The sequence below is a fragment of the Maribacter sp. HS genome, assembly GCF_048059195.1.
Classification (GTDB): domain Bacteria; phylum Bacteroidota; class Bacteroidia; order Flavobacteriales; family Flavobacteriaceae; genus Maribacter; species Maribacter dokdonensis.
Map to the genome: position 1 here is coordinate 583,595 of NZ_JAYLVV010000003.1, position 15,615 is coordinate 599,209.

General features: G+C 36.2%; 9 protein-coding genes. 6 read left to right on the forward strand and 3 right to left on the reverse strand.

Annotation, left to right across the window (positions count from 1 at the left end; all coding sequences use genetic code 11):
* The first annotated feature begins 772 nt into the window (after positions 1–772).
* The 3 genes from VBZ51_RS07665 to VBZ51_RS07675 are packed head-to-tail and all read left to right on the forward strand — an operon-like array spanning position 773 to position 7,210.
* Positions 773–3,862, forward strand: a complete 3,090-nt coding sequence (locus tag VBZ51_RS07665) for a TonB-dependent receptor (RefSeq protein ID WP_348099536.1) — start codon at positions 773–775, stop codon at positions 3,860–3,862.
* 10 nt (positions 3,863–3,872) lie between these two features.
* A complete protein-coding gene (locus VBZ51_RS07670; protein WP_416576546.1) occupies positions 3,873–5,600 on the forward strand; it encodes a RagB/SusD family nutrient uptake outer membrane protein in 1,728 nt (575 codons plus the stop codon).
* Positions 5,601–5,611: 11 nt separating this feature from the next.
* On the forward strand, positions 5,612–7,210 hold the full coding sequence (locus VBZ51_RS07675; protein WP_348099534.1) for a hypothetical protein: 1,599 nt from the start codon (positions 5,612–5,614) through the stop codon (positions 7,208–7,210).
* 394 nt (positions 7,211–7,604) lie between these two features.
* Here the strand turns inward: VBZ51_RS07675 and VBZ51_RS07680 are convergent, their stop codons facing one another.
* Positions 7,605–9,188, reverse strand: a complete 1,584-nt coding sequence (locus VBZ51_RS07680) for a tetratricopeptide repeat protein (RefSeq protein WP_416576547.1) — start codon at positions 9,186–9,188, stop codon at positions 7,605–7,607.
* A 524-nt stretch (positions 9,189–9,712) separates the two neighbouring features.
* On the opposite strand from VBZ51_RS07680, the gene VBZ51_RS07685 reads away from it, so the two are divergent.
* On the forward strand, positions 9,713–10,930 hold the full coding sequence (locus VBZ51_RS07685; protein WP_416576548.1) for a glycoside hydrolase family 117 protein: 1,218 nt from the start codon (positions 9,713–9,715) through the stop codon (positions 10,928–10,930).
* Positions 10,931–11,065: 135 nt separating this feature from the next.
* Positions 11,066–12,304 (forward strand): glycoside hydrolase family 117 protein, encoded by a 1,239-nt coding sequence (locus VBZ51_RS07690; protein ID WP_416576549.1) that lies wholly within the window; start codon positions 11,066–11,068, stop codon positions 12,302–12,304.
* Positions 12,305–12,587: 283 nt separating this feature from the next.
* On the opposite strand, the gene VBZ51_RS07695 is transcribed toward VBZ51_RS07690, so the two are convergent.
* Together VBZ51_RS07695 and VBZ51_RS07700 are read right to left on the reverse strand one after the other, a co-directional pair.
* A complete protein-coding gene (locus VBZ51_RS07695; protein WP_159302464.1) occupies positions 12,588–13,586 on the reverse strand; it encodes a family 16 glycosylhydrolase in 999 nt (332 codons plus the stop codon).
* Between the two features lie 29 nt (positions 13,587–13,615).
* A complete protein-coding gene (locus VBZ51_RS07700) occupies positions 13,616–14,515 on the reverse strand; it encodes a 3-keto-disaccharide hydrolase (protein ID WP_416576550.1) in 900 nt (299 codons plus the stop codon).
* 306 nt (positions 14,516–14,821) lie between these two features.
* Between VBZ51_RS07700 and VBZ51_RS07705 the strand changes: the two genes are divergently transcribed.
* Positions 14,822–15,373 (forward strand): VOC family protein, encoded by a 552-nt coding sequence (locus VBZ51_RS07705; RefSeq protein WP_416576551.1) that lies wholly within the window; start codon positions 14,822–14,824, stop codon positions 15,371–15,373.
* Positions 15,374–15,615 lie beyond the last annotated feature (242 nt).

A 15,615-nucleotide genomic window follows, 5' to 3' on the forward strand; every position in this document is an offset into this window, starting at 1 on the left:
TGACAGTAAAAAATTTAAACTCCAAAACGGCAGGGGGAAGTAGTGTTTTAGAACCGACCAACAAGGTAGTATATTTCTTCCATGGAAAATTACGGGTAACCGTAAAAGAAAGAGAAAAAAGGTATGAGGTAAGAAGTTAAAAGTTCAACATAAGTGCTACACTTTTCGTATTCACCAAAATAGCAACCTTTTAAGTGATAATACCCTATTTTTCACCACTCTATTCTAAACAAACTGCAAACATCTGTTCAGGTGTCGTTGAATTTTTTACACCATTTGGGCATTTAATACGGTAATACAGCCATCAAATTGATAAACATTAGCAGGTTTTGCCATATAAATAAGATGCTTCATAATTTGACAAAAACCTAAGCTTAAAATAACATTGAACATCTGAACAAAACCTGAACATACTACCTAGACCAGCACTCTTTATGCTATTTCTAAATACCGCTAAACCTACAGTAAAATGCAGAAATAGCTTTGTTTTCCGCAATTTTTACTTGGCAAAACAATCAACAAATACTGAAATTCAAAAATTTTAAGAATACACAAAAAAGAACCCGCCAAATATTCTGAATTCTTTGTTTAAAAATAGCCCAAGATTAAAAATAGTAAAACAGTGTCTAGTTTTTATTGAGGGCGTTTTTTATTACTCCTTTTAATAATATGATAATTTCATACCTGAATTTTTTTCAATAATTAAATTATTAATCTATTTCAATGACATATTAATAGTGTCATTAAAATACCAACTACCTAACTCATCATTATGAAAGGACAAAAACCAAAATTTATGAAAATGAGTGCCTTTGTGCTCTACCTATTTTTAGGAATAGGCTGGGCTTACGCACAGAAAACCGTTTCAGGTGTGGTAACGGACCAACAAAACACCCCATTGCCGGGCGTCTCCATAGTTGTTGAAGGATCAGGCAAGGGAGCCGTAACCGATTTTGATGGTAATTATACCATTAATGCCAACGTAGGCGAAACTTTAGTGTTCTCTTACTTAGGTTTTAAAAGTATAAAACAAGTAGTTTCCGCTAATACCAGTACAATGAACTTAGCCTTGGAAGAAGATTCCCAACAATTAGAAGAGGTCGTTGTTGTGGGTTACGGTACACAGAAGAAGAAAGAAGTTACCGGTGCCGTTGCTAAAGTAGATTCTGACGAACTGGTTAAAATACCTGTATCTGATATTGGAGCTGCCATTCAAGGTAAAGTTGCCGGGGTAAACATACAAGCGGCAAGTGGCCGACCAGGGGAAGCCGCAAACGTACAAATTCGTGGATTAGTTTCCTTGAACGGTGGAGAACCGCTATACGTGGTAGATAACATACCCCAAGAAGGAAATCCAAATCTTGCACCTGAACAAATTGAGTCTATAGACATCTTAAAGGATGGTGCCTCTGCATCGGTATATGGTGTGCGTGGTGCTGGTGGTGTAATCTTGATTACAACGAAACGTGGTAAAAAAGGTAAAATGAAGGTAGACGTAAATATGTTTACAGGTATCCAAAACATTACCTCTGGTACACCATTATCTAACACAACCGATTTTCTTTACGTTACGGAGACCAGTGCAGAAGCTGGTGGTGATGAGCCACTAAATTTTTTAATAGATAGCAACGTATTGGATTGGGATACAAACTTTGTTGATGAAGTACAAAACGATAACGCCGTAGTGCGAAATTTCAATGTAAACTTATCTGGTGGTGCTGAAAATTTAACGTATAACTACAATACTACTTTTTACGAACAAGAAGGGGTTTTGATCAATTCTGGTTTTGATCGTTTAACCAACCGACTTACAGGGCAGTTCACCAAAGGAAAATTTAAAGCTTTTGCTTCTGCTAGTTTAACTACAGAAAATCGTGAGCAAGAACCTTGGAATATATTCGGTTTTGCTATTGGTAATGCTCCCCACAGTGCGCCTTTTAGCGTATTTCAACCTAATGGGCAAAACACCGTTCAGTTAAGTGTACAAAACGAAATATTTTATGGCTTTTTAGCGCGCCAGTTAGACAATATTGATGAAAGGGAAAACAAAAGCAATAGTATTGCCTTGAATTTGGAATACGAAATTTTAGATGGGTTAACCTACAAAGTTAATATAGGACGTAATGAGAGTCAGTATTTTAGAAAGTTCTTTCAGCCTCAGTATTTAGCTTTAGATCGTAACGGGGAGTTAAGTTTATCCGCTTCTACACCCAATGCTATTCTACAATACAACCAATGGTTTTCTACAAGAGAAACCATTGAGCACATTTTAAACTATAAAAAATCTTTTGGAAAGCACAATTTAGATTTCTTAGCGGTTGCTTCTTACGAAAAGTACAAATATAGAACCTTGAACACGGGTACGGTTTTTGCCGACGATGCTTCAAATGACGTGCAAGTACTAAATGCAGGAGCTAATCCTACAACTCCAAGTGAATTCAGAAATGTTAATACGTTAGCTGGTAAACTAGGAAGAATACAGTACAATTATGATAGTAAGTATCTTTTAAGTGCAAGTATTAGACGTGATGGTTCTTCTAAATTTGCCCCGGAAAACAGAAACAATAACTTCTATGGTTTTTCAGCAGGTTGGAACGTAAGCGATGAAAATTGGTTTAACTCAGGTACAGTAAACAATTTTAAAATACGTGGTAGTTGGGCCCAAGTAGGTTTTAACGGTATTCCAGATTACTCTTACATACCCGTAATAGAACCTGGTGTAAATTATCCATTTGGCGCTGATGAAGATTTACAAAACGGTCTAGTACAACGTAGATTTCCTAATGTTAATGTACAATGGGAAACCCAAATTTCATCTAACATTGGTTTTGAGTTAGGCATGTTCAACAACAAGTTAAACCTTACGGCAGATGTCTATAGAAATGATAAGAAAGATATGTTAATTAATGAGTTATCCCCTCCTTCTGCCGGTTTATGGCAACCACGAGCGCAAAGCGTTTATGGTGCCGTGGCGGTCAATGCCGGTAACATGCAGAATAAGGGTGTTGAGGTAGCCGCAAACTATAAGGGTAGCATTGGTGATGATTTAACCTTTGGATTTTCAGGTACTTGGACACTTAACGATAACAAGATCACCAATTTAAATGGTAAAACACTTGGTGCTTCTGGCGGTACGCTTACCAATGCAGATGGTAGTACAGGTAATGACCCAACTACTTTTTTAAGCGTTGGAGACCCAGCGGGATCATTCTACTTGATCCAAAATGACGGTGTAATTAAAACTCAAGAAGAGTTGGAAGAGTACCAACAATTAGATCTAAGCGCAGTTAGTAGCCCACAACTAGGGGATATAAAATATATTGATGCCAACGGTGATGGCGCTATTAATGATAGTGACCGTGTATTCTCAGGTTCTGGTATTCCACAATGGGAGGCCGGTCTAAATTTTGATTTAGGTTATAAAGGCTGGGATTTTGGTGTGCAAAGTTATTTAGCATACGGTGCAGAAATTTATAACGGTGGTAGGCAAATAGCTTTTGCCGGTGGACGCCATCAAGAGCAAGTATTTCAATGGACACCTCAAAACCCTGATTCTGATATTCCTACCTATAGACAAAGTGGTACCCACTCTAATGTTAGGGCATTTTCAGATTATTTCCTAGAAGATGGAACCTACCTACGTATACGTAACATATCTATAGGATACACTATTCCAAACACACAGGATTTCGGCGTAGATAAAATAAGACTGTATTTAAATTCCGTAAACCCTTTTACGTTTACAAATTATACAGGATATGATCCAGAAGTGGGTGGCGATAACCTATTTCAAAGAGGTGTAGATAATGGTAATTACCCTATTACGCGCCAGTTTATAATGGGAGTTCAATTAAGTTTCTAAAAAAAAGACTATGAAATCAATAAAAAAAATAATTGTAAAAAGTTTTGTTCTTCTTACGCTGGTTGGTGTTAGTTGTAACGAAAACACATTTTTAGACGAACCAAATCCAAATGCGCTTACAGAAGCTAGCTTTTGGAAAACAGAGAGCCATTTTAACTCTGCACTTACATCAGTATATGGTGCGTTGCAATACCGTTCTGTTAGTGGCTCTGAATTGGTACAGGAGTTTGTAATGTCAGATTTAGCTGGTACAGAAGCTTGGTATAGACCTTTTCCGTTTAGAAATTTAACATATACCAACGGTCAAAATCACTTATCGGAAAAGTGGCAAGAGCTATATGTTGGTATTTTTAGGGCAAATACAATTCTTACTCAGCTACAAACAGTTGACGAAGATATTTTAGATGAGACAACTAAAACTGAAATAGAAGCTCAAGCCCGCTTTTTAAGAGCATTCTTTTACTTTCAGCTTGTACACACCTATGGTGGTGCAATGATTCATGATGAGGTGGCACAATCTCTAGAAGAGTTAAGTAAAGAGCTATCTTCTACGGCAGATGTGAACGCACAAATTATTATTCCAGATTTGGAATTTGCAATGAGCAATTTACCTGAAACCTGGGAAAGTTCCGCGGCAGGTAGAGCTACTTGGGGCGCTGCCACTTCACTTTTAGGCAAAGTATATCTTTATGATGAACAATGGCCGCAAGCCGCTAGTTTATTTAAAGAGGTCATAGATTCAGGTATATATAGTTTAACCAGAAACATTGAAGACAACTTTACGCATTTCAATGAGTTTAACGAAGAATCTATTTTTGAGGTCAACTACTCTTTTGATTTAAATCCTGGAAATAGTGGTTTTGCAGAAGATGATACCTCTATCGGTGGAGCAGGTGCGGAATCTACCACACTAAGTACAGAAGTTGGTCATATACAGTACGGTGCTTTTAATACCGTATTGGCTTCATATAACCTTCATGAAATGTTGGTGAACGACGAGGTTGACCCTAATAATTCAATTAATGATGGCAACCTAGAGTCTCGTAGAATGAACTATACCATTGCTCCTAGAAACGGTGAAGGAGATTGGTACCTAGCACCTTTTTCAGAAGCAAAGGCAACTTGGGGCGGTGGACAAAGTGCTTACGTAAAAAAGCACTCTAACTGGTATCATATGGACGGTGAGCCTGTACGTGGACGTAGCGGTATCAACTTTAGACATATTCGTTATGCCGATGTTTTACTAATGTATGCAGAAGCTGTAATTAATGCCAACGGTGACTTTGCCACAGCTATTAGCTATGTTGATATGGTGAGAAGTAGAGCTGGTGTTGTCACTTTACAGCAATATATGGATATGAACGGTGGTATGTTTCCACAGCTTCATGTTAGTAAACAGGTTCATGGCGATCAACCAATGGTTACCGCTAACGCGCAAACTGTTTTAACACATATTCAACGTGTGGAAAGAGCCATTGAGTTATGTTTTGAAGGACATCGTTATAAGGATTTAGTGCGTTGGGGTATCGTAAAAGAAGTTTTTGATGATTTACGTGCCGATGAAATTTGGAGAGAAACAAATCTAGATATTACCGGGCAAGGTGTAGCACCTTTATTTATTTCAGGAAGGGTAAGACCAGATTTTAGTCAATCATCTCAAAACTACAAACCTGAAGAACATAACTATTTCCCTATTCCTTCAGGAGAAGTATTAAACAATCCAAACTTTAACAACTAAAATTACTAGACATGAAAAAATGTAAGTTTTTAAGTATACTTTTTGTTTTCACCTTACTTCTAGTAAGTTGTGAAAAGCAAGAAGAGCTAAATTTAAATGACCCTAACCACAGAATTATCGTTACCTCTGAAATGGACTTTGAAAACAAAGTAATTGTTGGTGGGGACATAGATTTTGGAGACATTTCACGTGGTGTAGAATCCAGAACTTGGATCTTACCTAGCAATGCCCGTATTGTTGGGGAAAGTGGAACAACGTCATCTGAAAAAGTCGTAAAAGCGATATTCAATAAAGCAGGCGTATATGATGTGGTGTTGAACCAAACATTTAAGGGTAATGTATACCCAAATGATGATAGTACATCACCTATTGACTCTAGAGAGTTGGATACCACTATTGTAGTAACGGTTATTGATTCTATACAATCGGTACTTAAAGCATTTAGAATAAACCCTGATGGATCTACCGGTGCTGAAATCAACTTGGCAGACGGTGCTGAAAATGAATTGGAAGCCAGCAACTCTATTCGTCTATCTTATACAGCTATAGGAGAACCACAAAGTGTATCTTGGAAGTCTGTAGGTGGTAAGCCAAATGCTGTTACCATTAGCGACGATTCTGAAGTAGACATGAGATTCAATAGGTTAGGGTCTTGGGATATTGAATATATTGCTTCTAGGTTTAGACCAACAGATGCAGATACCCTTTCTTTTGAAAAGGTAATAAAGGTTATTCCTTCTACTGCGCCTGTTACTTTGGATAGAGTAGCGGAAAGAAATGACAAAGTTACCCTAGAGTTTAGTAGAGAAATAGATGGTACTTCTGTTAATGCTGGTGATTTTACAGTTAGAATAGAAAACAATACGGATGAAATGAATCCTAAAATACTTACTCCTACAGTTGTATCGGCAACCGTGGATAAAGATGAAGCTACTATTGTTATCCTAGAACTAGATGGAGAACAGCTTTATAATGACGACCAAGTTTTTGTAAGTTACACTCCCGGAGCCTTAAGAACGGTAGACGAAGTAGAATCTGAAGCTATTACCGATGCGCTATTAACAGAATTTGATCCTCTAGATAACTTTTATACAACTACTTCTTATGATTACGGTTTTGAAACAACAAATGTTAGTAATTATGTTTACCAAGGATGGGGTGCACCATGGGATGGATTTGATATAAGTATGGACTTATTGAATACCCATACAGGATCGCAAAGCCTTAAGGTTAATTTGAGACCTAATGGTGGTATGATCATTAGACCCGAGTCTGGAGGAAATCCTATTACATTTCCAATAGAAACTGGTAAAACATACGAATTTGGCTATTGGCTATACATTGAAAGTGATTTATCCAATTTACCGACCGGAACCCAATCTGCAGATATTCAGCTTTATGCAGATGACTGGGGTGGACCAGGTTTGATACCTACTACATTTACTTCTGACATGCCTACAGGAAAGTGGATCTACCAAAAGCAAATATTCAAGGCAGGTGCCGGTAGAGATATCTCATGGTTTATAAGAGGGTACAACGAATTTCATGACAATAACCTTGTCTTCTATTTAGATGACTTTTTCTTAGCTGAAGTTCCCGTTAGGCCATAATTATAGACTACGCCATAACTGGTGTATTTAATATTACAAAAGGGCAGCCTATTTTAGGCTGCCCTTTTTATTTGCCAATGTTTAGTCTCATCATTACAGGTACGGTTTTAGAAAAACCAATGGCAATACGTGTCTGTACATAAAGACCTTTTCTGCCCTATTATTATTTACGGCGAGATGGCAAAAACAATTAAATCTTTGTGAACAATACTTATAACTTATCATATTACCCTATGATCAGGCATGTAAGTACCAAATTCAACTACCAAAATGAACTACAAGGATATAAACCTGCTTAAATAAGATTAAAGCTAGGTTGTTGACACCAATTTGTTCATGTTATAAGCCTTAAACTTTACACAGTAATTACTTAAAAAGGAGATTTGCACGGCAATTAAATAGTAGACATAAAATCTATTAGGTTTTCACCTTTTTCCAAATTTAGTTTCTTACGAAGTCTATATCTTGAGGTATGTACACTTTCAATGGTAATACCCAATAGAGATGACATTTCTTTACTGGAAAACCCCAACTTGACCAAAGCACACAATTTTAGATCCGTTTGGCCCAAATTTGGATATTTAGCCCTAATCTTTTCATAAAAACTTTCGTTAATAGAAGTAAACCTGGCTTCAAATTCTTTCCAGTTACCACCTGGGGTGTTTTGAAAACCTTTCAGCATATTATGAATGGCCTTTGTATCTACAGCGTCACTCTTAGAGATATTCTGTTTTAATTTAGAAATGAATTCTTCTTTTTCAATCAACTGAAGGGCAGATGCCGTTAGCTCTCTATTTTTAAGCATCATTACCTCATTGGTCTTTTGTTTTTCAAGTTTATGTTTTCTCCTAAGATTTCTAAAAAACAGAACACCGTACAAAAACATAAAAACCACTACCACGCCCATTAAGATATTTTGTAAAAAACCTATTCTTTTCTGGTCTTCTAGCTTCTCTATTCTTACCTCTTTTAGTAATGCCTTTTCTTTTTCTTTTTGAAGTCTATATCTATCTTTTATTCCAAATAAATGTTTGTGGTTTTTACTTTTTCTCCCAAATATGCTTTCATTTAATGCTTGTGCTTTGTCTTTATAAAAAAAGGCTTCTTTAAAGTTATTCTGATCATAATATAACTTAGATAGCTCTTCATAATTAAATAGTTTGTAACCTAAATGTTTATTATACATTTCTGAGAATCTCAACGATTCTTTGTAATTTTTTATTGCTTTATCATATTCTCCCCTAAACTTATATACCTCTCCCATTAAGAAATGAACCACCGTTAAATATGAAGGGTTTTTATCTTCAAAAAATAGCTTGGTCTCGTTCAGTTTGCTCAAGGCTTTTTCATAATTACCCGCTACCGCATCAAAATATCCCTTTTCTGTCTCTACGTAATATGATCTTTTATCTGGACTGATCTTTTTTAATGACAGTTCACAACTATCCAAATATGTTTTTGCCATAACATAATTACGATTTACCCTATAGCAGTTTACTATGGCAAAGTAGTTACTTACCAGATAATCCCTACTTATCTTTTTCTCCTCGACTAGTTTCTTCTTAAGCTCCAGCGACATATTGAAGTATCGTAAAGATTCTTCTTCCTTTCTATATGCGGTATATAGCCAACCCAGTTCTTGATATATTCGTGATTTAGAAATATCATCATTAGATTCATCGGCTAATATCAATGCCTCCCAATACCCATCATAAGACTTACCATAATCCAATACATTGTCATACAAACCAGACAATTGGCAAATACTATTAATTAAATTAATGGTATCCTTTTCTATTGAATAATGAACAATACCCTTTTTAAGATAATAGATGGCGCTATCCAAATTTTTAGCTGTAAGCTGGTTTGCCTTTTCTATGTACTCATTAGTACCATAAGGTTGTTGGGCGGTTACGCACAAACAAAAAAGAAGTACCACTATACTGGCCGGTTTTTGAAATGCTATACGTGTCTTCATATCGTGAAAAATATTAACTGAACAATTTTAAAAATCTAAACACTGTCAAAAATTGCACTGAACATATAGCAAAGTGCAGTTGTGAAAATCAATATAATATTTGCTCAGCTTAAATTCATGTAAATAAGGGCTGTTTTTAAGAATGTTCAGTTTTTATTCATTAAAAAATCGAAGATTTTACCCGCATATAGTTAATATTTGTCAATATAATGGCAACATAATTATTAATCCAATATGTAATCGTTGCTTTTCATAAATCACGATCATCACATTGAAAAGCAAAAAATTAAAACGGGGAAAATAAAAACCAATGTGATAAAAGCCAAAAAGATCAAATAGACAGATTAGAAATATTTAAAACATTGAACATGAATCTATGCGGTACAACCTAACAAATGAACATTTTGCAAAATGCAATTATCCATATTATGTACTAAGCGAAAATCTGGATTTAACCATTCGGCTTAACCAAAAGATCCATGCAAACTTTCTATAAAATTCGTATAAATTAAACCACAAATACAATGATCAGTAAAACCAAAACAACCTTATATTCCTTTCTACTTTTCGCAATGTTTATCCTTCAAAGTACAGCCCAGGATACAACATATGACCAAAATATTTTAGACTCTTTGGGGGTAACACAAGAACAGATAGACCACTTGGGCATTACAGATATAAACCACTTGAGCTCAGCTTCTAAAAGAGCTTTAAAATGGCCCGTAGACCTAGGCAATGAATGGTTTATCGAGTTTTCCAATCTAAAGCCCTTAAAAGGAGACTTAGCCTATGAAGAAGGTGTTGTGCGTAGAGATCCCAGTGCCGTCATAAAGGAAAATGGAAAATACTATGTATGGTATTCAAAAAGTACTGGACCAACACAAGGCTTTGGCGGCGACGTTGAAAACGACAAGGTATTTCCGTGGGACCGTTGTGACATTTGGTATGCAACTTCAGAAGACGGTGAAACTTGGAAAGAAGAAGGTTTAGCCGTTCCTAGAGGTAAAGCCGGAGCATATGATGACCGATCTGTTTTTACCGTAGAGATCATGAAACATGAAGACAAATATTATTTAAGCTACCAGACCGTAAAATCTCCTTACACCGTTCGTGTAAAAAACCAAATTGGCCTGGCTTGGTCCAATTCTCCAGACGGCCCTTGGACAAAGAGCAAAGAACCTATTTTGAGTCCTGCCGATAATGGTATTTGGAAAGGTGAAGAACAAGATAGATTTGCGGTTGAACGAAAAGGTGACTTTGATAGCCACAAAGTTCATGACCCTTGTATTATTCCTCTTAATGGTAAGTTTTATCTGTACTACAAAGGTGAACAGATGGGTGAGGAAATTACATTTGGCGGTAGACAAATACGCCATGGTCTTGCCATAGCGGACAAACCTGAAGGACCATATATAAAATCTCCTTACAATCCAATTAGTAATAGCGGACACGAAATATGTGTTTGGCCGTACAATGGCGGTGTAGCAGCTTTAATTACGACAGATGGACCAGAGAAAAATACTATTCAATGGGCGCCAGACGGTATTAATTTTGAAATAATGTCCGTTATTCCCGGAGTTAGCGCACATGCCATTGGCTTAAACAGATCAGCTGACAATGAAAAAGAACCTACCGAAATATTACGTTGGGGACTTTCTCATATGTACAATAGCTGGGATTACCAGAGCATTATGAGCTTTACTTCAGAAAGAAAGACCCAACATAGGGCAAAAGGCGAGTAAAATAATTATTGAGTTTGTTAAGATAAGGACAGTACGCCATAAGAAGCTACTGTCCTTTTCAATATAACGAATTTTCATGTGCGGCGCATAACCATAAAAAGCCTATCAAATATAAAACCAAAATCTACTTTTTTTATGACAAGAAGAGCCTTCATCACAGTAGTAACCATGATATTTTACGCCATATTAGTGGTAAATTTGACTTCATGCCAGAACCAGGAACCTAAAACTTACGAGAGTGCTTCCTATAAACGTTTTCGTGAAAACCACATTTCTTATGAAAAGTACAACGAGTTCAATACTCAATTTAAGTTTCAAAAAATAGAAGGATTCGAAGATGGAGCTGAACGCTATTACCCGTCTAGCATAATAAAGGCAGACGATCAATATTATATGTGGTATTCTAAGCCCCAATCCAACAGTGAGGTTGTAGGTCCTATTGATGCCAACGATACACTAAGGGCTTTTCATTGGGATCTGTGCGATATTTGGTATGCAACTTCTACCGATGGGCTAAAGTGGGAAGAACAGGGACTTGCTGTTTCCCGTGGCACAGCGGGGCGCTATGACCACCGCAGTGTTTTTAATCCAGATATTTTATTTACAGATGGTAAGTACTATTTAGTTTATCAAGCAGCAAAAAGTATAGAAGATGCGCGCTGGTCAAAACAATTTAGAACATCTGGAGATTTTACGCCCAACGTAATTGGTATGTCTGTGGGCAACTCGGCAGCAGGACCATGGAAAGCTTTGGACGAACCAATTTTAAAACCCGGTTCTGAAGAAAGTTGGGATGCAGAAGTAATACATGAACCAACCTTTTTTGTTAAAGGAGGGCAATTTTTTCTATACTATAAAAGTCATGGCCGATTACCATGGACCCCCAATGTATCTCCGGGTAAATTTAACAAAGATTATGCCGATATACCTTTAGCTACGGGTGTTGCAATTGCAAATGACCCTAAAGGTCCGTATACTAAATCTAAATACAACCCTGTATTAATGGGCGGGCATGGCAGTATGGTATGGCCCTATCGTAACGGTGTATGTGCAATATTACCAGAAGGACCTGAAAGAAACAGCATTCTATTTTCTGAAGACGGAGTAAATTTTTACCCAAAAATTCAAGGTTTAAACATTCCTAAGGGTGGCGGTGCTTACCGACCTGGGAATTTTACCGATGTAAATACAAGCCCAGGAAAAGGGATAACTTGGGGAATTAGCCACCAATTATACCCTAATTACCATTTTGTACGTTTTGAATGTGATTTATCTTTAGAAAAAGGCAACAGGGTTCGTAAAGAATACAAAATGATCAAAGAGTACATGAATAACGACTCTTATGATTATAATCCAAAATTAAATATCGATTAAACAACTACTACCTTAGTGTAATACTATTTTTAAGAAAGATGGGGTCAACGTAACATTCGTTTTACTTAATGTATTTCCTGTTGTTTAAACACGCAAGCAACTCTTGTGAAAAAGATAAGATAAACCTACTTCTCCATTTCACCATCAATCTAAAGAATCTATAAAACTTAAATGTATTTAAATAGAAAAAGGCATGGTAAATACCATGCCCCCTTTCCGTTTTAAACTAACAAACTGCTTCTTTATTTCAATGTTTCACACTACGTGAATAATTGATGTATTACTACTTTGATTCAAGTTTCCAAGTACGTACCCAATCTACACGCATAGTGTTTTTAGAATTGTCATTTAACTCTTCCTTTTGAGGTAAACCTCCTAAATAACACTCTTCAGATGTCCATAGATCAAATATCAACTCTAATTCTCTTGTGAAATCTTGGTTAGTAGTGACAACACCAGCTGGCTCTCCATTTAAATAAAACTGAACCGTTCTGGCATCTTTCCACCATGCACCAACAATATGGTAGGTTTCATCCCAAGTCTTTCCTTTATTAGGATTGGCATCCGATAACATTCTAGTATCAAAATTATCTTCATGCCTTTCTGTAACACCACTTTTAGCTATAAAATACTGGGAATTCATTTGGGTAGGAAAATCCCATGGAGTCCATGGATAGTTACTTGGTTTGGTAGATTGATCACTACACTCAGGAGTAGGGTTTGCGTTGCTTTCCACAATATCTATCTCATCCCTATCATTGATATCGCCATTGTTCAACCAAAATGTATTGAACGCCGAAATGCTGGAAGTTTTCATACTACACTCTGTATACATAGGATAACTTATTTTGGTTTTAGAATGTACCCTAGCCGTTTGAAACCATTGAGAACTGTTCTCATCTAAAGTGGCCTGTATATTTAATTTGCCATCTACCACGCTAGAGTTTTCACTACGCATAGAAACCGGGGTGTTACCGTAATTCCAAAATGAATTAAACCACTTGTCCTCGTTCCACGTATCAAACTCATCTGACATGGCCTCTACTTTCACCCACTCCATACCTTCTGGAGTTTCATCTACAACAGACACGAAAGAAGGTAGATCAGGGTCTAGATCAGAAAGTTGAAATGGTTCAATTTCATCTGCCTGGTCTTCATCATTTTCCTCTACTTGTTCTGGGTTTTCCGGATCTTTTACCATTTCCTCTTCATCACTAGAACTTGATGAACATGCAATAAATGCACTAATAATACTTAAAATTAGAAATACGTTGAATTTCATATGATGCTATATTAATTGTTTGATCTGTTTTAAAAAAGTACCTTTTGCTGCTGTGTTAGCGAATCTATCTGCCTTATTTTAATGTCCTTAAAAAATAACTCTGCAGCTTCACTCTGTAATTGAATTTTTCCTTGGATCAGTGGTATTTCTTCACCGTTTTCACCTATGTATCTTGAATCTTTTAAAATCATGACCACCTCTCCGTTTACAATATGCAGGCTTTTGCCTTCGTAACATATTAGATCTAGCGTGTTCCACTCGTCATGGGGTTTTTCATAATTACCGCTTCGTAAACAATAATTGTTGTATTGACTACCCATACCAATGGGCAAATACTCTTGTGATTCATGTGCCAATGGATCTAAAACAGATTCTGGTTTGTATGCCCTAATATCCATTGCAGAATTAGCTTGACTCCAAAAATCTCCTGTATGCCCTTCCATAATTTGAAATTCTTGAGAAAGCATCCATGAACGCCAGTACTCAACAGCCATAGGCCCTACGGAGTGATATAATATTCCGGAGTCTTTCAACAGATCCTTTCGGTAGGCCCATTTTTTATCTCCCCACTTGTACTTTAATTGAAAGTGATAATTCTTATACTCCTTTTTAGTTATCAGGCAACCATAGTATTCTCCCGTATTCTTGATAATGGTTTCTTCACCCTCTTGTAAGGTTGAAAAAACCGTATAATCTTTATTGTTCAACCCAATTGGGGCAATTTCTTCACCATTTTCATCTAAGGGTACAGAACCATCATAACCTGGTTGATGTTGGTAACTTAAATAAGTATCCCACTGAGTTAGATCTTCATCTATTAATTCTTCCCACTCATATGTTTCTTCTAGATTTTTTTGTTCTTCATTTTTTACCTCTGAACAGGAAATTACAAGGAAAAAAAGTGGTAAATAAAGTGTACAATGTTTCATATTACTTGTTGTTGATTAAGTTGTATGCCTTGTAGATTGCCGGTCAATATAGAGACCCAATTTCATTCAAATAATTGAATTTTATTGAACATCCCAAAGCAAGTGAGTATGGTAATTTTACAAAGAAATATTCACCAAAAGATAAGATTGAACATGTAAACCTTCATTGTTCAGTTTTTATTGAAGCTCTCTTGATTATGTTTAAGTGTGCTCATTACAAACATTGTAAATGTTCAGTTTTTGTTAAGCCATTTTGAGCTTAAGATTCATCCATAATATCATAGTTTTAACAAAACGATATTTATTATGAAAGTTGATTATAACCACAGTACAAAAAACCATGAACTACAACGTCTAATTTGTAAAACTTGCTTCTTTATAGCTTTTGTTTTAACAAGTACCTATTATAGCTTTGCACAAACATCTGATTCTTCACCTAGCGAAATTGAAATGATAGGTTCTGAAAAAGCAAGGGTTACCGGTTTAAAGTACATTAGTGTACATGTATTGGAACTTGAGAAAACCCTAAAATTATATCGAGAAATATTAGGTTTTAAAATGGCTGATGCCGAAGTACTTCACGGACCTGGACTTGAAGGTATGTTGGTAATGAAACTTAAGGCAGATGATCTAACTATTGGACTATCTTTAACGGCTCCAGAATTTATAGACACCATTGGACCTATAGGAAACACCAACCATAACCACTTTATGCTAAAGGTAAATGATATAGCTCCTATTGGTGATATGCTGAAAGAAGAAGGTTACGAACTGGAAAACGAAAACTACGCTCGTGACAAATACACCTTTTTTGTAGGACCCAACGGAGAAATTATTGGGCTTTCCGGTTGGGATTAATGCATATTGTAATCAATTCACTAGATAGTATTTTCTTTTAATGTAAAACGGGAAAGGATAAGAGAAAATGGTACGAGGTACGAAGATTTAAGTACGAAGTATTTAGTATAACGTGTTTAGGAGTTAGGAGAAAAATAATATTAAGTAATGAGTACAAAGTATTAGGTAAGTTATTTTTAAAAGTAACATCTAAGTACTTAATACTTGATACTTATTACTTACTTACTACTATAAACTAAACC